The 20,871-nt window shown below is 41.0% G+C and carries 17 protein-coding genes and 1 tRNA gene; 11 read left to right on the top strand and 7 right to left on the bottom strand.

Going from position 1 to position 20,871, the window contains the following annotated elements; all coding sequences use genetic code 11:
• Positions 1–500: 500 nt before the first annotated feature.
• From carA to HEQ19_15685, 7 genes are all read left to right on the top strand, one after another.
• Entirely contained in the window at positions 501–1,667 is a 1,167-nt protein-coding gene (carA, locus tag HEQ19_15715; GenBank protein ID WYM00741.1) for a glutamine-hydrolyzing carbamoyl-phosphate synthase small subunit, read from the top strand.
• A 187-nt stretch (positions 1,668–1,854) separates the two neighbouring features.
• On the top strand, positions 1,855–2,256 hold the full coding sequence (locus HEQ19_15710) for an STAS domain-containing protein (GenBank protein ID WYM00740.1): 402 nt from the start codon (positions 1,855–1,857) through the stop codon (positions 2,254–2,256).
• Between the two features lie 784 nt (positions 2,257–3,040).
• Positions 3,041–3,517 carry a ribonuclease III domain-containing protein gene (locus tag HEQ19_15705; GenBank protein WYM00739.1) on the top strand — a complete coding sequence of 159 codons (477 nt, stop codon included), beginning with the start codon at positions 3,041–3,043 and terminating at the stop codon, positions 3,515–3,517.
• 104 nt (positions 3,518–3,621) lie between these two features.
• Positions 3,622–4,596, top strand: coding sequence for a 23S rRNA (guanosine(2251)-2'-O)-methyltransferase RlmB (rlmB, locus tag HEQ19_15700; GenBank protein ID WYM00738.1), 975 nt, complete (start codon positions 3,622–3,624; stop codon positions 4,594–4,596).
• A 96-nt stretch (positions 4,597–4,692) separates the two neighbouring features.
• Positions 4,693–4,995 carry a DUF1816 domain-containing protein gene (locus HEQ19_15695; GenBank protein WYM00737.1) on the top strand — a complete coding sequence of 101 codons (303 nt, stop codon included), beginning with the start codon at positions 4,693–4,695 and terminating at the stop codon, positions 4,993–4,995.
• Positions 4,996–5,270: 275 nt separating this feature from the next.
• Positions 5,271–6,485, top strand: a complete 1,215-nt coding sequence (locus HEQ19_15690) for a class I SAM-dependent methyltransferase (GenBank protein ID WYM00736.1) — start codon at positions 5,271–5,273, stop codon at positions 6,483–6,485.
• A 632-nt stretch (positions 6,486–7,117) separates the two neighbouring features.
• On the top strand, positions 7,118–9,475 hold the full coding sequence (locus tag HEQ19_15685) for a ComEC/Rec2 family competence protein (protein WYM00735.1): 2,358 nt from the start codon (positions 7,118–7,120) through the stop codon (positions 9,473–9,475).
• 551 nt (positions 9,476–10,026) lie between these two features.
• On the opposite strand, the gene HEQ19_15680 is transcribed toward HEQ19_15685, so the two are convergent.
• The 3 genes from HEQ19_15680 to HEQ19_15665 form a co-directional block, all read right to left on the bottom strand.
• Entirely contained in the window at positions 10,027–10,206 is a 180-nt protein-coding gene (locus HEQ19_15680) for a hypothetical protein (protein WYM00734.1), read from the bottom strand.
• An 83-nt stretch (positions 10,207–10,289) separates the two neighbouring features.
• Positions 10,290–11,246 (bottom strand): patatin-like phospholipase family protein, encoded by a 957-nt coding sequence (locus tag HEQ19_15670; protein WYM00733.1) that lies wholly within the window; start codon positions 11,244–11,246, stop codon positions 10,290–10,292.
• Positions 11,247–11,640: 394 nt separating this feature from the next.
• Entirely contained in the window at positions 11,641–12,783 is a 1,143-nt protein-coding gene (locus tag HEQ19_15665; GenBank protein WYM03436.1) for an IS4 family transposase, read from the bottom strand.
• A gap of 81 nt (positions 12,784–12,864) precedes the next feature.
• On the opposite strand from HEQ19_15665, the gene HEQ19_15660 reads away from it, so the two are divergent.
• Both HEQ19_15660 and HEQ19_15655 read left to right on the top strand, forming a co-directional pair.
• Complete coding sequence (locus tag HEQ19_15660; GenBank protein WYM03435.2) at positions 12,865–13,158, top strand: nucleotidyltransferase family protein; 294 nt, start codon at positions 12,865–12,867, stop codon at positions 13,156–13,158.
• On the top strand, positions 13,148–13,489 hold the full coding sequence (locus tag HEQ19_15655; GenBank protein WYM00732.1) for a DUF86 domain-containing protein: 342 nt from the start codon (positions 13,148–13,150) through the stop codon (positions 13,487–13,489). Before HEQ19_15660 ends, HEQ19_15655 begins: the two co-directional genes overlap by 11 nt.
• Before the next feature lie 88 nt (positions 13,490–13,577).
• On the opposite strand, the gene HEQ19_15650 is transcribed toward HEQ19_15655, so the two are convergent.
• From HEQ19_15650 to HEQ19_15640, 3 genes are all read right to left on the bottom strand, one after another.
• On the bottom strand, positions 13,578–14,552 hold the full coding sequence (locus HEQ19_15650) for a diguanylate cyclase regulator RdcB family protein (GenBank protein ID WYM00731.1): 975 nt from the start codon (positions 14,550–14,552) through the stop codon (positions 13,578–13,580).
• A gap of 13 nt (positions 14,553–14,565) precedes the next feature.
• A complete protein-coding gene (locus HEQ19_15645; protein ID WYM00730.1) occupies positions 14,566–17,115 on the bottom strand; it encodes a dynamin family protein in 2,550 nt (849 codons plus the stop codon).
• A gap of 373 nt (positions 17,116–17,488) precedes the next feature.
• Complete coding sequence (locus HEQ19_15640; GenBank protein ID WYM00729.1) at positions 17,489–17,866, bottom strand: hypothetical protein; 378 nt, start codon at positions 17,864–17,866, stop codon at positions 17,489–17,491.
• A 102-nt stretch (positions 17,867–17,968) separates the two neighbouring features.
• On the opposite strand from HEQ19_15640, the gene HEQ19_15635 reads away from it, so the two are divergent.
• Together HEQ19_15635 and HEQ19_15630 are read left to right on the top strand one after the other, a co-directional pair.
• Positions 17,969–19,198: a transposase gene (locus HEQ19_15635; protein ID WYM00728.1), complete on the top strand. Its 1,230-nt coding sequence runs from the start codon at positions 17,969–17,971 to the stop codon at positions 19,196–19,198.
• 300 nt (positions 19,199–19,498) lie between these two features.
• A tRNA-Ser gene (locus HEQ19_15630) sits at positions 19,499–19,583 on the top strand.
• A gap of 62 nt (positions 19,584–19,645) precedes the next feature.
• On the opposite strand, the gene HEQ19_15625 is transcribed toward HEQ19_15630, so the two are convergent.
• Positions 19,646–20,623, bottom strand: a complete 978-nt coding sequence (locus HEQ19_15625) for an ABC transporter ATP-binding protein (GenBank protein ID WYM00727.1) — start codon at positions 20,621–20,623, stop codon at positions 19,646–19,648.
• Positions 20,624–20,871: the final 248 nt, after the last annotated feature.

The following is a 20,871-nucleotide window of genomic DNA, read 5'->3' as shown; positions in this document are numbered from 1 at the left end:
GAGATTACTCTCATTTTACTTGCTCCCAGCAATGGAAATCCACTTCCGTCATCGATTCCTGGGAAAGTTTTTGCTAGGTTAATTGGAAGTCGGCGGGAAACTCCATCCCCAGGTGTCTTTCGAGGGACAGCACAACGACCGCTCAGTGACCACCGCCCGCCGACTTTGGGCATTGGGCATAGGGCATTGGGAATCTTTACCATGCCCCATGCCCCATTCCCCATGCCCTAAAACTCCATCCCCTTGCGATGCACTGAGCTTGCCGAAGTGTGGGTGGAGTTTTTTATTTTTTCAATTGATTGATGAGCCACAGCCAACATAAATCGCCAACTCATGGGATAATTGACGGTTGCAGCTTAATACTGGTTAGGCCAGTAGCGACTGGGAGCTAAAGAAAAATTTCCCTAACTTCTAACTCCTAACTCCTAACTCCTAACTCCTAACTCCTAACTCCTGTCCCTACTCACTTCTAACTCCTAAATATTTTGCTTTCGTCGCTTATGCCCTTGTCTGAAGCCATACCTGCTCTACTTGTCCTAGCCGATGGCACCGCTTATCGCGGTTGGTCTTTTGGTGCCACAGGAACCACCATTGGGGAAGTGGTGTTTAACACTGGGATGACCGGATATCAAGAAGTGCTGACCGATCCTAGTTACTGCGGTCAAATAGTTGTTTTTACCTATCCCGAATTGGGAAACACTGGTGTGAATCCCGAAGACGAGGAATCGTCAAAACCACAGGTGCAGGGTGCGATCGCTCGCAACATTTGTCACCAACCAAGTAACTGGCGAGCAACCCAATCCTTACCTGACTACCTCAAACAGCACCAAGTTCCAGGTATCTACGGCATCGATACCCGCGCCCTCACCCGGAAAATTCGGACAGTAGGCGCGATGAACGGTGGTATTTCCACCGTCATTCTCGATGAAGCTGAGTTACTAGAGCAGATACTAGCAGCTCCAGTGATGGCAGGATTAAATCTGGTGCGCGAAGTCACCACCCCAACAGTTTATGAATGGTCAGATCCCACAACCCCAGCGTGGGAATTTAATCCAGATACACTGGTAAATGGCGAAACATCGTTTACCGTTGTCGCCCTTGATTTTGGAGTCAAGCGCAATATCCTGCGGCGGTTGGCGAGTTACGGTTGTCGGGTGATTGTTGTGCCGGCAAATACACCACCAGAGCAAATTCTCAACTATAATCCAGATGGGATATTTCTTTCCAACGGACCGGGCGACCCGGCGGCGGTAACAGAAGGCATTGAAACCGCCAAAGCACTCCTTGGAAGTCAAAAACCGATCTTTGGCATTTGTATGGGACACCAAATTTTGGGTCATGCCTTGGGGGCAGAAACCTTTAAACTAAAATTTGGACATCGTGGGTTAAATCAGCCTGCTGGTTTACAACAACGGGTCGAAATCACCAGTCAAAACCACAGTTTTGCCATTGATCCAGATTCTTTACCGCAGGCAATGGTGGAAATCAGCCATCTGAACTTAAACGATCACACCGTTGCTGGGGTACGCCACAAGTCTCTGCCCATATTCTCGGTACAGTATCACCCAGAGGCCAGCCCAGGTCCTCATGATGCTGATTACTTGTTTGCACAATTTGTCCAAGCAATGCGAGCCGCACGTCAACCCCTTGACGTAAGTAAAAATTAAAGGGGACTGGGGACTGGGGACTGGGGACTGGGGACTGGGGACTGGGGACTGGGGACTGGGGACTGGGGGGGAATAATAATTTTTCATCTCCCCCAATTGCCAATCGCCAATCCCCAATCGCCAATCGCCAATCGCCAATCCCTTATTCCAGCAGGTTGTAGACAACTGACACAAAAAACATCTATACTTGAGCGTTTACTTTCACCATGAGGAGGGAGTTATTGCTGAATCACTGAATTTAACCGTGAGCCTGAGGGGTAATCGTGAAGTCCGGGATAACTCTCAGCTATTCCGCCTCACAGGTTTGTTAGACGCCTTTTCTGAGCCGACATTTCGCAAGGTACTTGGCAGCAAAATCGAAGAAGGTCCAAAGCACATTATTCTGGATCTTTCCCAGATTGACTTTGTTGATAGCTCTGGCTTAGGTGCTTTGGTGCAGTTAGCCAAGCAGGCTCAAAATGCCGACGGCACTTTGCAAATTGTCACAAATGCCCGTGTAACTCAAACGGTCAAGCTTGTTCGCTTAGAGAAGTTTCTCTCGCTGCAAACCTCAGTTGAAGCTGCTCTAAAAAACATCCCATCGCCTTGATTGGTTGAGCAGAGAGATCAATCTAGTTATCCAATGTTTGATCTAAATAGCTGAATTTTTAGAAACGCTGGCCTGAAAACCTCTCTCGGAGTGGGAGAGGGAAAAAAGCCAGCCGCTCTAAAATAAAATATTTCCAATATTTTCTTTCGCTTAGATATAAAATTACTCCCTTCCCGCTAGAAGAATTCCCATGTAATGAACCATGTAAGCTGTTGGGCGTAGCCCAAACCCCAGAGAGCAATCTCAAGCGCTTACAAAGGTAGGTATTTTGTATTTGGTCATTTTTTGACCGTTTAAGCCTTGGCTTAAACCCTGAAACAACCAAGCCACCTGAAGAAATTGAGAATTTTCTCAACTATTTTCGAGATTATAAAAAACCTACCCTGAAAGTAATTTGTAATTGATAATTCTTAATAGCCTGCGGCAAGCCACACCCTCTTCGCTTAATTACGCTATACTCACCCAAGATTTACTTTTAATCGTCAAAAAATTTCCACAGATAAAAACACTATGCCAAGACTTAAGTAAGTTGGTGGGGATAAATCCTGACTTTTCACGTTTAGTGGAAAAACCAACACCAAACCTAACCCTCTAGCCCCCTTCACTCTGAGGGCACCCAGTCGCGAATAGGGGGTAAAATCCATTTTATCGGCCATGTGAGGAGGATTGTGTGTAGGGGCGCAAGGCCTTGCAGCCCCCGAAGATCATCGAACAACGCCAACCAAAAAACAATACTTTAGGATGTAAGTATGGAGTACATAGAAAATATTGGAATGATTAACTTGTGAACTCAAGACAGGAAGAGTTATTAGGTGGAGAAGAGGAACCCCCCAAACAGGATTTATCTAAGACCACTACACTCTTGGAAACAGCAAAATTACCCCAAAAGATATCTCAGTCAGAATTGCCACAAATTTCTCCGACAGCTTTAGCCTATGTAGGAGATGCAATTTATGAATTGTATGTTAGAATGTACTATCTAATGCCATTGCAGCGACCAGATAGCTATCATCGTCTGGTAGTGGCACAGGTAAGAGCAGAAAAACAGGCGCTACATTTGCGATCGCTAATGCCGCTTCTGAGAACCAATGAGCTAGAAATTGTCCGGAGGGGTCGTAATGCCGCCACAGGACGCCCAAAGCGGGTTGATCCCGAAGTTTATCAGCAGGCTACTAGTCTAGAAACTTTAATCGGCTACCTATATCTCACCGATTCCCAGCGCTTAAACGAACTGTTGCAGCAACTCCATCTAGAGAAATAGTGGGCAATAAATCTCACGAGAGCATAATTCAGTAGATAATCGCCCCTAAATTGACAGAATCCGTGTGCCCATATACCCATATATAAGTTATTCCCAAAACCCATATGACGACGAATAAACCAAGAAAAATCAAAACTGCTGGTGAACCTAATCGTGGGCAACCAGTTAAAATTAAAAGTAACCGTGTCCTAGCTAATCCGATTCGCCATCCTAAACCTAAAAATGGAGATGGGAATCCTGTATCTAGCCGCCCACGTCAACAACCCAAATTTTCTCTTCCATCCCCAGAGATCAAGCCAGGGACAGAAGATAACGATCTCATCTACGGTCGTCATCCTGTGTTGAGTGCTTTAGAAAATGGGCGCGGTCTCAACCGCATCTGGATTACAACTCGTTTGCGCTACGATCCGCGCTTTCATCATTTGCTACTACAAGCGAAGGATAATGGCGCCGTTATTGATGAAGTTGAACCCAAGCGCTTAGACCAAGTTACTAATGGGTCCAATCATCAAGGGATCGCCGCCCAAATTGCACCATACTCCTACCTAGAACTACACGAACTACTGGAGCAAGCAAAATCTGTCAGTGATCCAGTAATTGTAGTAGCTGATGGCATCACTGATCCCCACAATTTGGGCGCAATTATTCGCACAGCCGAAGCTATCGGCGCTCAAGGATTAGTAATCCCCCAAAGAAGGGCCGCCGGGATCACTTCAACTGTGGTAAAAGTAGCAGCAGGAGCATTAGAAAACTTTCCTGTAGCTAGAGTAGTCAACCTCAGCCGCGCCTTAGAAGACTTGAAAGCCGCTGGCTTTTGGATTTACGGCACCGCTGTCACCGGTAGCGAACCCCTGCATACAGTGAATTTCTCCGGTCCGATTGTGTTGGTAGTTGGCTCCGAAGGCGAAGGGCTGAGTATGCTTACACAACGCTCTTGTGATGTTTTGGTGTCAATTCCCCTGCATGGGAAAACACCCAGCCTGAATGCCTCTGTAGCTTCTGGTATGGCGCTTTATGAAGTTTATCGCCAACGGTTCCTAAATACCCACTACCTAGATAGGTTGCCAAAACTACTTTAAAAAAGAAGACTAAAAGAGTATAAACAAATGTAAAGGAAAAAAAACAGCAAAAGCTCGTATAACATCCAGTACCTCATTTATAAACTGGCAAATACCATGAAAACCATTTGGGATAATCTCAAGGAAACGTTAATTAACACAATCGACAATCTCGGACTAGCTTGGTGGGTAGAGATTGTAACACAGAATCCTCGTTGCACCTACTACTTCGGTCCTTTTCTCAATTCTACGGAGGCCAATTTGGCCATCAAAGGTTATGTAGAGGATTTAGAGTTAGAAGGCGCACAGAGCATTATTGTGAATGTGAAGCGTTGTAAACCAGATGCTTTGACAATTGTTGATGACTTGGGGGAAAGAGTTGACCGTAAAGTAAAGCCTGTCTTTAGCGGTCAAATGTAATACACTTCCAAAGGCGTTCATCGTTTCCTGGCTCTGTCAGGGAACGATGATAAAAATCCACAGTCTCAAATTGGGCGTTGCTGCGAATTGAATTCAAAGACAGGCGATCGCTGACAGACTAACTTTCGGCTTCTATCTCCATCCGTACCGGAAAAACCCACCGTCCCCGATGACAATGTACCAATTACAACAAAGACATTCGAGCTACCAAATAGGGCAGTAGTAGCAAAAGTTTAGATGCGGTATTATCAACTAGGAATTACTTTACTCCAGCTATGTCAGATTCCCAAGCAATTACTGCAGCAGTCGCCAAACTCTACAATACCTATCCCTTCCCCCCAGAACCGTTATTAGACGAACCGCCTCCAGGTTATAATTGGCGGTGGAACTGGTTGACGGCATATAACTTTTGCACCGGACAAAAACCCTCACAGAAGAATGTCCGCGTCTTAGATGCTGGGTGTGGAACGGGGGTAGGCACAGAATATTTGGTGCATCTCAACCCTGATACAGCCGTTGTGGGTATTGATTTGAGTGCTGGCGCATTAGCTGTAGCCAAAGAACGTTGCCAAAAATCAGGAGCGACGGGGGTAGAATTTCATCACCTGAGTTTATTTGATGTCGAGCAGCTTCCAGGTGAGTTTAATTTGATTAACTGTGTGGGAGTATTACACCATACCCCTGACCCAATTCGCGGGATTCAAGCTTTGGCAAAAAAGCTATCGCCTGGTGGTATAATGCACATTTTTGTGTATGGCGAGTTGGGGCGTTGGGAAATTAAATTGATGCAAGAGGCGATCGCCCTTTTGCAAGGTGACAAACGCGGCGATTACTCTGACGGCGTATCCGTTGGGCGACAACTGTTTGCAGCCTTACCAGAAAACAATCGCCTCCGCCAGCGAGAACAGGAACGCTGGTCTTGGGAAAATCAACGGGATGCTTACTTTGCAGATATGTATGTCCATCCCCAGGAAATAGATTATAACATCAATACGGTATTTGAATTAATTGATGCATCAGGATTGGAGTTTCTCGGCTTTTCTAATCCCCAGGTTTGGAGTCTGGAGCGATTAATTAGTAAAGCCCCAGAGTTAATTGAGCGGGCGAAAACCTTGAGCGATCGCCAGCTTTATCGATTGATTGAACTACTCGATCCCTCAATGATTACCCACTACGAGTTTTTCTTGGGACGTAGCCCCATCACCAGAGAAAATTGGATATCAGATGCAAAGCTGCTATCTGCAATCCCTGAACCAAGTCCTTGCATTCAGGGATGGCGAGATAGTAAACAATTCTTTAATTACGACTATCAAATTGTCCATCTCAATGAGGCAGAATGGCAATTCCTCAAAGCCTGTGATGGGAATCAGACCACACAGAAAACAGTCAATCAAATTTTGCAGGAAATAAATGCCAATTTGGAGGATGTGCGAGTGCTTCAGCATGAGCAAATTATTCTCTTAACTGCTCCTACAATAGACCCAAACTAAGATAGGACTTACGCAACTGGCACTATAGTAGGCTGCGTCAGATTTGAGTTTTTTACGACTGACCCACGAACTACGATTTTAGGTCATTACCTATGCCTAATACCATTTCACCAAAACTCTGATACATATAGAAGCCAGTAGGGGCACGGCAATGCCGTGCCCCTACCAACGTATTTGTATCATACTTAAAGTGAAACGGTATAACGGCTCGTAGAGAGCGTAGCGACGTAATCGCACAGGCTGATTTTTCGTCATAAGTGCGTAATACCAATTTGAAAAAAAAATGGGACAGATAGGGTAAGGGCGCAAGGCCTTGCGCCCCTACAGATTATCGATGTGTTGCCAATATTTTTTGAATTGGTATAAGTCCTATTTTGAATGAGCAGGACTTACGCTAGTGTCACATTTAAAGAATGGTGCGTGACGCCACAAGTCTTGTGACTAAGTACAATATTTATCGCTGCGTCACGCACCCTACGATTATTATTGTGCCCCCAGAGTAGATCCTAATCACAATCGAACAGATTGTTGGCATCTGACCCACCCTACAATATATATTGATGATAGATATTGATAGTGACAAATAACTGCGAATTCTATTCGCGAGGTACTTTGGCAAAACCAAAATTTTTATGATTCAAATTACTGGTGTGACTATCTGTCTTGGCTATATTTTAGGGTTGCTGTTTACAGCAGTTCCTTGGGGTGGTCTGTGGATTTTGCTTCTAGGGGTCTTGGGAGCAATTGTCTTGAGAAAACGCCAGATCACTGCACGACAACTGGCTCAAAAAACCCAACCAGCTGATACAAAAACTCAACCAGTACAAAACACCTGGCAAAATCTTCCCACACCTAGGGTATGCCTAGTTGCTGGCTTGGTGGGGTTATTAGCAACTTTTTATTTTCAAGTGCGGATACCGCAACCAGATGCAAAAGACATCAGTAAATTTGTTCCCCCAGGAAATAATAGTAATCAAGAACAACTTGTGATTGTTCGTGGTGAAGTGGCCAGTAATCCCCGCTTGACTCGCTCTCAAAGAGGACAATTTTGGTTTCAAGCCAGCCAGCTCGATGAGGTCAAAAATGATAATGGTCCGGCTGGTATCAATAAAGGCGTGACGGGTAAATTATATGTCACTGTCCCTATACTTCAGGCTACGGGTTTATACCCAGGTCAACAAATTGCGATAACTGGGGTTTTATATAAACCGAAAGCCGCTTCTAACCCTGGCGCTTTTGATTTTCAGAAGTTTCTGGGGCAGGAAGGAACATTTGCAGGTTTAATGGGAAGACAGGTAAATATTCTCGATGACGAACATAAATGGGGATGGTGGCAAATTCGGGAGCGAATTGTGCGATCGCAAGTTCGCTGGTTAGGTATCCCAGAAGGTCCCCTTGTCAGTGCGATGGTTTTAGGCAGCAAGGCTGTTGATTTACCCTACGATATCCGCGACTTGTTTGTCCAGGCGGGTTTATCTCATGCTTTGGCGGCTTCTGGATTCCAAACTTCTTTAATTTTAGGTGTCATTCTACAGTTAACAAGCCGAGCAAAAAAGGCCACCCAATTTACCTTGGGATTATTTTCTTTAATTATTTTCCTCAGTTTAGCAGGTTTTCAGGCTGCGGTACTCAGAGCCGTAATTATGGGTTTTGCAGCCTTAGTTGGTTTGCTATTAAAACGAAAAGTAAAACAGTTGGGTTCTCTGTTATTGGCGGCTACGCTATTATTACTGTTTAATCCTCTGTGGATTTGGGACCTAGGCTTTCAACTCAGTTTTTTAGCCACCCTAGGATTAATCGTCACAGCACCAGCAATAATTGAGCGTTTGGATTGGGTACCACCTGCGATCGCTTCTTTGGTGGCTGTTCCGTTAGCTGCTACGATTTGGACTTTACCTCTGCAACTGTTTGTCTTTGGGGTTGTCCCAGCTTACAGCCTGTTGCTGAATATTATTACCACCCCATTTATTTCTATAATTAGCATAGGTGGCATTATCAGTGCTATCGGTGCATTGATTTGGCCCGAAGCCGGTAGCGTTTTGGCTGGGGTGTTGCATTACCCTACTGATTGGCTAATTAACCTCGTGGAATTTTTCAGCAAATTACCAGGAAATTCCCTGGCTGTTGGCAGTATATCCACTTGGCAGATGCTGACGATTTATATAATAATTTTACTGGTTGTCTTGGTGCGTTGGTGGCAGCAACGGTGGTGGTTTGCTAGTTTCATTGCCATTGGGTTGGTACTCATCCCAATTTGGCATTCTGCAAATACATTGTTTAGGATTACCGTACTCGCTGCAGGTGCTGAACCTGTTTTGGTAATTCAAGACCGAGGCACCGTCACCCTGATTAATAGTGGAGATGAAGGTACAGGGCGTTTTAGTATTTTACCATTTTTGCAACAGCAGGGTGTCAATCAAATTGATTGGGCGATCGCCACTGATTTCCAAAACAATGACAGTAATGGTTGGTTGGAAGTGTTGCAAAAGTTACCAATTAAAAATTTTTATGAATATTCACCCAAGCCAGAAAATATCATTGAAACTCAGGTGATTCAACAGGAACTGCAAAAGTTTCAGGGAATATATCAACCTTTAGCAGTTGGACAACCGGTGAATACTGGTGCGATTATTGCACAATTAATTAACGACCAATTGCCGATTTTACAATTACAAATTCAAGGTCAGAATTGGTTATTAGTGGGTAATCTCAAATCGAAGGAAATAGAACAGCTAGTGAAGACGGGCGGTTTACCTCGTCCACAGGTGCTGTGGTGTGCTGCTGAGGCTTTGAAAGATTTAGTTCTCGCACTCCAACCACAGGTGGCGATCGCTTCAGAAGCCAATCTGGATGCAAAAACCTTGTCCCAACTGAGTAAAAGCCAGACGAAACTGTTCTTTACAGGGCGAGATGGTGCTATTCAATGGACGCCTAATGGTGAGTTTGAAGCTTTTATCCAGGCGACGGAAAATAAATCTTCTGTTTTGTGATTAATTTACAATTTTATGATATGTAGGAATCATATTTGATTTCTGAAAAAATCTCAGTTTTAAAACAATACGGTTCAGTTAAGGAAAATTGTAGGTTGGGTTGCAATACTGCTCGGTTAAGGAAATAAAGTAGGCTGAAACCCTTGCAATATCGTCGTCTAGAATGCTCAAAAGAGGCTTAACCGAGCAGTGTTGGGTTGGGTTGAGGCAATGCGTTACCCAACAAACCCGCCAAATGTTGGGTTTCCCTGCGGGAAGCCCCTTCGGGTCTACGTTCCTCAACCCAACCTACATGGGTCAAGGTTTTTGGCTCTAATACCAAGCGTATTGAGTTTTAAAAAGATTTTCCAAAACCTACGCAGTCAGGACTTACGCATTGACAGGAATCCGATTATGTGCGTTCAAGCCCACCCTTTGTTCAAGATGTTCCAGAATGAAGTCACGAACCACCTGAAGAGACAAATTTCTCTGGACTTCATACCAGTTTTCAATACAGTGTATATCATTCGAGCTTAACTGAACTGTATTGCGTTATATTTCATTAACGCACCCTACGAAAGCTTGTTATGCGGCTGGTGAGGTCGTCTCAGAGGTTTGGAAATAATTGTTCTACCGCTTGTTGCTTGTCGTTGCCGTAAATCATCACAGATTGCTTTCAAATCGTAATTAAAAGCTCTTGCATGTTCCTCTCGAATTTTGTAGATTTCCTCTAAAATTTCATCTCTCCACATTTTTAATCTCCCATTAATTCGTAGGGTGTACAAATTGTAGGCAATTCGTATCCAGCATCCAAACTGATTTGAGCCAGCGTTAACTAATAAACTGGTGGATCGTCCTTTAATCTCCTTGTTGTTTCCTGAAGCTGCGTAAAACTTTCTTGGCGCGATCGCTCAATTATGAGTGTTTGTAAAATTGGTTCGAGAATGCGTTTGGCATCTTGATAACCTCGGTTTTGCAAGAGTTGAATCCGTTCGGGGCTGAAATCTAGTAATGTGTTAAGACCACCCATATCTTCAGTTGGACGAATTTCAATTATTGTTTGGTTAGGGAAATCATGACGATTCCAAAGTTCACCATTTCCTAAATGAATGACGATCGCATGGGTACAACCGCGATTTGCTAGAGCTTTGAGGGGGACATTATCACCTAGCCAACCATCAACATAATGTGTTCCATCAACTTTGCGGGACTTAAATGCTAAAGGAATAGCAGCGCTGGCGAGTAGTGTTTGATAAATTTCTTCATCAGTTTTGGCTGATTGGACGTGAATATATTCGGCGGATTGTCCAAGATTGGAGGTTATTGCATTGCCTATGGTGGGGACAATTTGACCTGCTTTGTATTGAGATGGTAGAAAATTGTGTGCTGAGGGAAACGCGGCTACCCATAGTTCGATTCCTGCTCGCAATTGTTGGGGATTGATAGCATAGCGTAAAAATTTATCAAGTGGGTTAGGGTCGCAGAAAGATGCGTCTTCCTGTGATAGATGCAAATATTGTCCCAAGGATTGCAGTGGATATTTAACTAACTGCCAGTTGATAATGTTGGCTTCGCCTAGTTCTCTCCATAGTTGCCACAGCCGATCAGCAGCTTGTGTAAATGGTAGATGAGAAGCAAGGATCGCACCATTGAGCGCACCGATACTCGTGCCTGCAATAATATGGGGTGCAAAGTCAATTTCTGCTAGGTATTTGACTACGCCTGATTGGTACGCGCCTTTAGCACCGCCACCTGCTAGTACTAATCCGATTTTGATTTTGGTATTTTCCATATAAGAACTTAAATTATTTATTCGTAGTAATTGTTTGTTGCTAACTAGTGACTATATCTTCTTTTTTGATTCCTGCCTATATGAGTGTATCAACTAATCCTTTTTCAAAGTTATCTTCTTTGATATAGACTAACAAGCTAATTATACTGCGCTGGATTGCATTTTGGAAGATTGGCTTGTGAAAATGGTTGAAATATAGCAATCCTAAATTAGTTATGAGCAATAAGATCCCCGACTCCTTAGAGCAGTCGGGAATCTGAATAAAAAATATGTTATAATAATTGCTTAGTTGCTGTAAAACCTTAAATCCTAATTCAGACAAAAAACATTAGGTAACAATCATGAATAGAGAATATTTAATCAACTTCCTGAGCTGAGGGGGCGACGAAATAAGCTAAAACATAGACTCGATAAGCTTCATAGCCCTCAATCCCTGTTGATAATACTTGCGCTTATTACGATTAATTCTCATTAATTCTGTCACTAATTCCATACAAATATCTGTGAAATTGACCCAAGTTTGACCATACAAGCCAACATAAAAACTACTATGTCTCCGCACAGAGCGACCAGACTCTTTAACACGAGCTACATATTTTTGTATTCCTTTATGTTTAATTTTTTGACCCTGAATCATGGCAGAAGTGTAAGCGAGCGTTATCAGTAAAACTAGAGAAATAAATCGGTTGCCTTCAACATTAGTCTCTTCTAAATTATAACCACCTGTTTTAAAATCTCTAAACATTTCTTCTATATCAAATCTTTGTTTATAGGCAGATATTGCCGACTCTAAGTCGTCAAAATTTGTTAAAATAAACCATCCTTCTTTCGGTGCTACTCCATTGATTTTACGTTTCCATTTAGCCGCTACATTAAAGCTCATAAAACCCCGAGTCTTTGTCACTTTAACTCCTTTGATAAAAAAAGAAACTCCCGGTACTAAACCCAGATTTTTTAACTCAACAAAAACATCTTTTTCAACTTGCAAAAACTCATTCTTTTTTAATCGCAAACAAAAATACACATCCAATCCCTGGAGATACTTTGCCAGTTTGACAGAGCAAAATTCTCTATCACCTAATACACAGATTTTATAGTTTTTAAAGATTGGTATTACTTGAGACAATATTTTTTGTTGTTCAGCGATGTTACTATTACCTAATTTTGGCAATAAAGTAAAATATATTGGTACTGCTCTTTTATCCCAAATGATACTCACCATGAATAAATTTATCCGACTCCAATTAGTTCTATCAATTGCTATATAAATAATTTTTTCATCTTTGAAGTATGTTTCCAGCCATTCTTTAATAATGGGAAACCAAACTTTCTCAATGGTGAGATTTGGTAATGATAAAAATCTTTGTATTCTCTTTCTTCTACTCTCAAATTTAACTGCCAAAGGTAGCGCATTTGCTAACTTTTCTAAAGTTACTTCTTTGATTGACTGTAATAGATGGATTAAAATTTTTAGCAGCAAGTATTCTGCTAAACTTAATTGACTTTTTAAGTGGTTTTGGTAGAATGCAGGTAACATTATCATTAGATAGGTCTTATTGACAAAAGTAGACCTATCTTTTTCTACCACAAAACGTTGCCCTCCTTACATACAAAGCTTTTGAGCTTGTTTCGTCGCCCCTTCAGCTTCCTGAGAAAAAACTTAACCACTATTAAAAGTTATGGTGTAACATCCTTAGCTTTATTTGGTTCTTATGCAAGAGATGAAGCAAAAAATACTAGCGATCTTGATTTACTGGTAGAATTTGAAGGAAAAGTTACCTTTGATCAATATATGGACTTAAAATTTTTCTTGGAAGATAATTTATCTTTATCTGTTGATTTAGTCACTAAAAAAATGTTGAAACCTCAAATTATTAGTTCTGTAGAAAAGGACGCTATTTATGTCGCGTAGCTTAAAACTTTATTGTGATGATATTTTAATTAGTTGTGATAAAATTCTCCGTTATACTCAAGGATTAGATGATAATAGTTTTTTTGCTGATGAATTAAGATTTGATGCGGTAATTAGAAATTTATCAGTGATTGGGGAAGCGGTTAAACATATTCCTCCAGAAATAAGAAATAAATATCCACATATTGAATGGCGCAAAATTGCTGGATTGAGAGATATTTTAGTTCATGCTTATTTTTCCTTAGAAGATGAGATTATTTGGGATATTATTCAAACTAAAATTAGTCCTTTAAAATCAGCAATTTTAATTATTATTTCTCAAGAATTTTAAGTTCTTAACTAAGAAATTACTAAATCAGACATTTTTTGGAAAATTAGACTAAATTTTCACGAATATTCCTCGCTTTATTCTCCCATGATTACACTAATTTTATCAAATTTAACCTATCGCTTGCAGTTTCATTCACAATGCGTTCCACAAATTCTCTTTTGCTAGTTGCAGGATAAATCATTGCATTTGGATAGCAACGACATAGCTCAAATGCAGCTTTTGCTGGGTCTTGGTGCTGCTGTTGTTGGGCTAATTCTAGGGTTTTACCAAGGGTGAACAAATAGGGCGTTTTCCCTAGTCTTTGTTCAGAAATAGATTCTACTTCCAGCAAATAACCCGCAAGTTCTTGGTTTTCTTCAGATGTTTCGCTATATGACAGGTTGAGGAGTTCGGTTAATGAAAAAGAGTTATCGGGGATTATGTTGTCGGTTGCAAGTATTCTGTTGCTTATACTCTGACGCAATTGCTTGTCTTTATCTTTGATGATTAATCGTTCGTAATCACCCAGAGCATAATCTACTATTTCACGGGTGACAAAAGCAACTTGAATCGCCCAATGAAATCCTTGATATGTCTGTTTTGACTGCCATGTTGCGATCGCATCTTCAATTCTATGCTGAACTTCTGTTCTATAAACTCGTTGTTCTAATTTCAGAATCCGATGTTCGTGATTGTCAACTCTGTGTTTCAATTGATTGACAATATCTTGAAGTAAATTAATATCCTGTCGCTGGTTGCGGATTGCTTGACGAGTTTCTATTAATTTTTCTTCAATGGTGATAATTGCGTTATTACTAACATTCAAGTTATTAGCAATATCTAACACCCAACTGTGTAGAGATTGCATTGCTATATTGACATTTTTATCTGTAGCAAGTTGACGTTTTCGATCTGCTCCTGTCAGGCTATCAAAAACCTGTCCAAATAATCCTTGCTTTTGGCGAAAACTAATTAGATCGTCATTGACTTGGATTGAATTTACCAAATCTACGAGTATTTTATCAGTAATAATAGGGATTTCAGATGCCCTTCTTTGAAGATCATCAAAGTAAATAAGTGACATTTTTGATTTTTGCTTAATGTTGTTTGAAATATTCTTGTAGATATTTTAAGTCTTTCTCTAAATTAGCCGTTTTATCTAAAAATTGATTGTACTTACTTACAAAAATTGTATAGCTATTTTGGATTTTTTTGCTTGTTTCAATTGATTGACGCAAGTATTCCTCATATTCTTTAAATAAATGATATCGATTCCAAAGAATCGTCGTAACATCCTCTACTGTTGTATCTGTCGGGGAAAAGCTATTGTCTAAATCATTGGACACATCATAATAAAGATTCATTACGGAAACAAAGGATATTTTTTTTTCTATCCACACACTACGAATGTTACTTATTCGTTCACCAAAAGAATATGGTGTTGTACTTCTCCTGACACTACTAATTTCGATGGCACCTTTCACGGATTCCACGAAATCCTTCCAATATTGACTTTGATAAGAATGATAACTATATGGATCATGGGTCTCTATTGGATCATACGATACGTAACCTGTGTATATAAAATTAGGTAAATCTTCACCCCAGTATATTTTTGCGTTTCCTACTATAGTTGAGCTAGATTCATATTTTTTAAGCCGTTCCTCATATTTACTAATATTTGCTTCATAAGCATCGCAATTTTTTTTAACTACTTCTTTGATGCCTTGAAAATAACTTGTGTATTTATCTTTATCTAATAAAATTTTTTGATTCAATTTTTTCTGCATTCTTTCTTGAATTTTATTAATAAATGAATTGTCGGAATTTAAATGATAATTAACATCTTCAATATTTTGTAATAAAAGATTTTGTAGTTTATCTACATTTTCGTCATAAATTTCATTAATTTTAATACAGCAAATTCTATTAAAGTTTACGATCTCTCGTAGCATAGATACATTCATATATATAGGATTTATGATTACTAAATAATAACGATCCATATTTTCTGTTATATTAAATTTAATTAAGCGATCCCATAAAATATCGAGATGATGATCGAAAAAATTTGGAAATTCATTTGTCAAGTTATTAAGAATTTTGTCCCGTTTTTCGATCTGCTTGTTCTCTATGCTGTTAATAGAAGAAAGAATTTTTTCTTGCCATTGAAGACTTACATAAATTGATATTACTTCTTTCAACTCTGCTTCCAAAACGTTAATTTGCTCTTCTAGCTGTTGAATATTCTGCTCAAGTATTCCCTTCTGCTTGCTGAGACAAGATAGAAAAGAAGTAAATCTCTGACTAATATCATTTAACGCACCCTTAATAGTAATCATGCTAGGTGCTGCATCCGTGACTAGAGGAGCGATCGCATTCTTTATAAATCCCACAAATCCAGAATCTTGCAAAAACTCATCAGCTACTTCCTGCATCTCTTCTATAGTAGCTGTTGTTTTTTTAGTTTTCCAATAATTTGAATAATACTTTTGTCCAAGAGCCTCAAAACTCTTCCTTCTCCGTAATTCTGTTAGCTGATAAATCTCCTTCTCACGCTGAAAATTAGTAGCTAAAAATCCTTTAATAGCCGACATTTCAAAAACTCGATTTTGAGGATCATCAATTTCATATTTAGTTTTAACCAAATTTAAAATTTGTTCAGCAGTTAAATCTTCAGGATTATTAGGATCACGAGCATCAATTTTGTTAACAATGATATAAATGCGATCGCGTCCCTTATCAGCAGCAATTTCATCCACCAACTCTTTGACCTTTGCTTGGTTCTCTGTTTGTCCAATTTTCGTATAGTCCACGACCACCAAAACAAGAGAACTCGCTATGAGTCTATCCTTGACAACATTCACTAAATTTAAAGACTTATCCTCACTAGGTCCAGGGGTATCCACCAGCGCCAAAGTCCCTAAACCCGAATCTTTTAGAGGTGATAATAGTGGCGGAAAAGGAACTTCAATCCGAGGAATTTCAGACAAAGAAGCCAAAAATCCTGTAGATATACCAAAAATACCGCACAACCGCAGAAGATCATTTATTCTGATTAATTCAGCTTGAATACCATTTGATTCCTCTACCTCAGATTGAGAAGAAACATAACTACTGTTCAAAATTTCCTTAATTACATTCTCGCGGGGAAAATCATTTTTAGTAGCCTGTTCAACAGCTTCTTTTAAACCAATTTGTTGCAATTTCTGATGTAATTGTCCCCAAACCTCTCGCAAAAGCGTCATCAAAGCTTTATCTAAAATCAACTTAGGACGAGTTACCTCACAAGAAAAAACAATCTCAGTGGGTAAAACCGTCATCGGATCATTACGACTAGGTAATAAATCCTGTCCAGCGATCGCATTAATAATAGTAGACTTACCGGCACTAGTTGGCGCAACAATCGTCATCGTCAATTCTTTACGCTTTACCCTTTTCAGATTCTCATTGACGTGCCTTATATTTTCTTCAATAGCCTTAATCTCAGCCCCCAACCGATTTCCATCCTGATTTTCCGCCAGCAACCGATCATGTTCTGTCAATATTGCACAACCTGCTGACATCACATTACCGACGTGGGTAATCACATCAATAGCAGACTGGTGTAGTGCATCTAGATCAGGCTGCAAAGGGTTGTTAGACATAGAAGCTTAACGGCGGCAGATAATATTTTAAGATTATTATAAAACCCATTTGGCATCTAAAAGGGTGCTTTTTTATACTATTATTGGAATTGTAAAAACAAAACCCCTTGCTTTCAATCTTGCACTAAGGGACTTCCAAATAAAAAAACATCCAATAATTTCTTGTGGGGTGGGCGTCTCGCCCGCCTTTGTCTACGGGCGGGCAAGATGCCCCACCCCACAAGAATGTTTGATCGCCTATTCCGGCGGTAGATCGTGCAACTAATCTAGGACTTACGCACTGTACAAATTAGCTATTATGTGCATAACGATTGGTTAAGAAAACAAGTACCTAGGTTAAGAAAACAAATACCTAGGTTAAAAAAACAAGTACCTAGGTTAAGAAAACAAGTGGTTTCGTTACCAAGACAACTACTTTCGTTACCAAGACAACTACTTTCGTTACCAAGACAACTACTTTCGTTACCAAGACAACTACTTTCGTTACCAAGACAACTACTTTCGTTACCAAGACAACTACTTTCGTTACCAAGACAACTACTTTCGTTACCAAGACAACTACTTTCGTTACCAAGACAACTACTTTCGTTACCAAGACAACTACTTTCGTTACCAAGACAACTACTTTCGTTACCAAGACAACTACTTTCGTTACCAAGACAACTACTTTCGTTACCAAGACAACTACTTTCGTTACAACATCAGGAGCAGAAAGCCCAGTGGCTTTAGCCCTGGGATGAATGCGATGCACCTTTAGGTGCAGTCAGTGTACCACTTATTCAAACTGTCCACTTTGCATCTTACCTTGACCACACGGTTAAGATAAGATGCAATAAAAGGAGGTGATGAATAAGTGTTTTCTCTGACCTATGAATTTCGGCTACAACCAACTAAGCAACAAATAGAGATTTTTCAAGACTGGCTAGAAATTAATCGTAAAGTCTATAATCACGCTCTTGCTGAACGCAAACATTGGTATAAATCGCGTTCATGTCAAATAAACGCTTGTTCATTGCATTCTGAGTACATAATCCCAGCAGACGCACCTCGTCCAACCTATGCTAGTCAGTGCAAGTCACTAACTGGTGCAAAAAAGTTATACCCAGAGTTGAAACGGGTTCAGTCACAAGTATTGCAGCAAACTCTAAAGCGGGTTGAAAGTGCTTTCACATCAATGTGGGAACGTAATTTTGGTTTCCCACGCTTTAAGAAGGTAGGACAACTACGCTCTTTCGTTTTCCCGCAACTTGGGAAAGAGTGTTTGAAATGTAAGGCTATTAAACTTCCCGTAATTGGCTGGGTTAAGTTTCGTCAATCACGAGATATTCCAACCAATGCAGCTATTAAACAAGCTCGAATTGTCAAGCGCTCATCTGGTTGGTATGTGATGTTGACGTTGCAATGGGATGTCTCTGTACCTCAGCCCACGCCTCAACATGATGCGTTAGGTGTTGATGTGGGATTAATGAGTTTTGTCGCTGCCTCTAATGGTCTTTGCGTCAAACGTCCTAAGTTTTTTGTTGACCTTCAGCGCCAGCTTAAATTGCTGCAACAACGAGTAAGTCACAAGAAATTAGGCTCAAACAATTGGCACAAAGCTCAAATGAAAGTAGCAAAACTGCATGAACATATAGCTAACACAAGAAAAGATTTTCACTGGAAAGTAGCACATCAACTTTGTGCCCAAGCCAAAACAATATTTGTTGAAGATTTAAATTTGGTTGGGTTGTCTAGGGGGATGCTGGGTAAGCATTGTCTAGACGCTGGATGGGGTCAATTTTTTCAAATTCTTGAACAGTGTTGTTTCAAGAGTGGTATCTACTTTCAAAAAGTTGATAGTAGAAAGACTTGTCAAATTTGTCCTAGCTGTGGAACAGAAACAGGAAAGAAAGATTTGTCAGAGCGTGTTCATGCTTGTAAAACTTGCGGCTATACAACCGATAGAGATGTTGCATCCGCTCAAGTCGTCCTCCAAAGAGGGTGTGCAGCCGTAGGGCATACGGTCAAGATGCTTGATGAGGGTAAATTCAGTGGAATCCCAATGAGTCAAGAATCCCACGGCTTTAAATCAAAACGAGCGTAGCGATGTTTTGATAGCCGTGGGAGTGTCAACAAGATAAGTTCCAATACGGTTCAGTTAGAGCCAAAAACCTTGACCCATGTAGGTTGGGTTGAGGCTCTGCGTACTCCTTCGGAGAACCCGCAGGGTAACCCAACATTTGGCGGGTTTGTTGGGTTAGCCTACGGCAAGCAAGCTACGTTCCTCAACCCAACCTACGATTTTCCAAAACCTACGCAGTATTGGAGTAGGTCCTGGATATGTTATAATTCCAAATGCTAAGATTAAAGTACGTTTTGGCGTGCAAGTAAGACAATTTGTTTTGGAGAGGTGTCCGAGTGGTTGATGGTGACGCACTCGAAATGCGTTTTGGGGAAACTCAACGGGGGTTCGAATCCCCCCCTCTCCGTTAGAAACCGCATCTACACAAACAAAACCCACATGACTGGGTTTCAAACCCTTATTTTGAACTTATTGGGCTTTTTTTGGTTGAATTTGTTCAATAAAAAACTCTTCTAGAGAAATACGCGACAAATTCATAGTGATGATTTGCCCTTCCATTAGGCGCAGACTAGCGAGAAAATCATAGTAATCGTCTTTGAGTGTACCTTGCCAAGTCCCATCAGGCTGAAATACTAGGTTAGGGAGCCATTTTTTGAGAATTTGCCAATCACCACCTTGACCTTTGACATGATATGTGCTGTCGCCGCCTAAGAGTTCATTGAGGGAACCAGCACAAATTAATTCACCTTGAGAGAGAATAGCCACGCGATCGCAAAGAAGCTCAACTTCACTGAGAATATGGCTATTGAAGAAAATCGTCTTACCTGCGGCTTTCAGGGATAGGATAATTTCCCGCATTTGGTAACGTCCCACAGGGTCAAGTCCAGACATCGGTTCATCCAGAAATACTAATTCTGGATCGTTAATTAGTGCCTGTGCCATACCGACACGCTGAAGCATACCTTTAGAATATCGGCGCATCTGCTTTTTGCGAGCATCCGCTTGGGATAAACCGACTAATTCCAGCAGTTGGGGAATGCGTTGGCGTTGGACGCTGTTAGGAATTTGAAATAGTCCAGCAGCTAGCTGCAAAAATTCCCAGCCAGTCAGATACTCATACAAGTAGGGATTTTCGCTGAGATAGCCAATGCTGTGCTTGACAGTGCGATCGCCTAGTGGTCTACCCAACAATAATCCCCGCCCGGAGGTGGGGCGGATAATTCCTAGCAACAGTTTTAAAAGCGTGGTTTTACCAGCACCATTTGGTCCTAGTAGCCCAAAGGTTTCCCCCTTATAAACTGCTAAAGAACAGCTTTTGAGAGATTGGACTTTTTGATTTAGCCAAAAGCCAGTGCGATAGACTTTTCGCAACTCAGAAGTGAGGACAACTGGCTCCGTGTCTGTAGTCTTGAGTTGGGAATCAGGGGTGTCTTTAACAGACTTCATTTTAGTGATGTAATTAAAATTACCCAGTGGGCTGATGTTAACTATCACGACCGGGTTTGTCAACAATAATTACCGAAAGTTTGGGTCTAGAGCCACCGTTCTTCTATAGCACTTCCTATTCAGATGAGGTACAAAATTGTATCACGCGATGTAGGGGCACGGCACTGCCGTGCCCTTACCGATGTACCTCACTTTTTGGTAAAATAGTGGCAACACGCAGGGCATTGTCTGTCGTTGCTCAGTGATGT

The sequence above is a fragment of the Gloeotrichia echinulata CP02 genome (assembly GCA_038087035.1).
Taxonomy (GTDB): Bacteria; Cyanobacteriota; Cyanobacteriia; order Cyanobacteriales; family Nostocaceae; genus Gloeotrichia; species Gloeotrichia echinulata.
The sequence above is the reverse complement of the archived record's forward strand: the minus strand, read 5'-3'. Positions and strand labels throughout refer to the sequence as shown.

What these genes read in the sequence shown, in the direction of transcription:
- HEQ19_15650 (WYM00731.1), bottom strand. Translation starts at nt 14,552, where the DNA reads ATGTCACTTATTTACTTTGATGATCTTCAAAGAAGGGCATCTGAAATC.
- HEQ19_15685 (WYM00735.1), top strand. Translation starts at nt 7,118, where the DNA reads ATGATTCAAATTACTGGTGTGACTATCTGTCTTGGCTATATTTTAGGG.
- HEQ19_15695 (WYM00737.1), top strand. Translation starts at nt 4,693, where the DNA reads ATGAAAACCATTTGGGATAATCTCAAGGAAACGTTAATTAACACAATC.
- HEQ19_15680 (WYM00734.1), bottom strand. Translation starts at nt 10,206, where the DNA reads ATGTGGAGAGATGAAATTTTAGAGGAAATCTACAAAATTCGAGAGGAA.
- rlmB (WYM00738.1), top strand. Translation starts at nt 3,622, where the DNA reads ATGACGACGAATAAACCAAGAAAAATCAAAACTGCTGGTGAACCTAAT.
- HEQ19_15645 (WYM00730.1), bottom strand. Translation starts at nt 17,115, where the DNA reads ATGTCTAACAACCCTTTGCAGCCTGATCTAGATGCACTACACCAGTCT.
- HEQ19_15625 (WYM00727.1), bottom strand. Translation starts at nt 20,623, where the DNA reads ATGAAGTCTGTTAAAGACACCCCTGATTCCCAACTCAAGACTACAGAC.
- HEQ19_15655 (WYM00732.1), top strand. Translation starts at nt 13,148, where the DNA reads ATGTCGCGTAGCTTAAAACTTTATTGTGATGATATTTTAATTAGTTGT.
- HEQ19_15670 (WYM00733.1), bottom strand. Translation starts at nt 11,246, where the DNA reads ATGGAAAATACCAAAATCAAAATCGGATTAGTACTAGCAGGTGGCGGT.
- HEQ19_15690 (WYM00736.1), top strand. Translation starts at nt 5,271, where the DNA reads ATGTCAGATTCCCAAGCAATTACTGCAGCAGTCGCCAAACTCTACAAT.
- carA (WYM00741.1), top strand. Translation starts at nt 501, where the DNA reads ATGCCCTTGTCTGAAGCCATACCTGCTCTACTTGTCCTAGCCGATGGC.
- HEQ19_15665 (WYM03436.1), bottom strand. Translation starts at nt 12,783, where the DNA reads ATGTTACCTGCATTCTACCAAAACCACTTAAAAAGTCAATTAAGTTTA.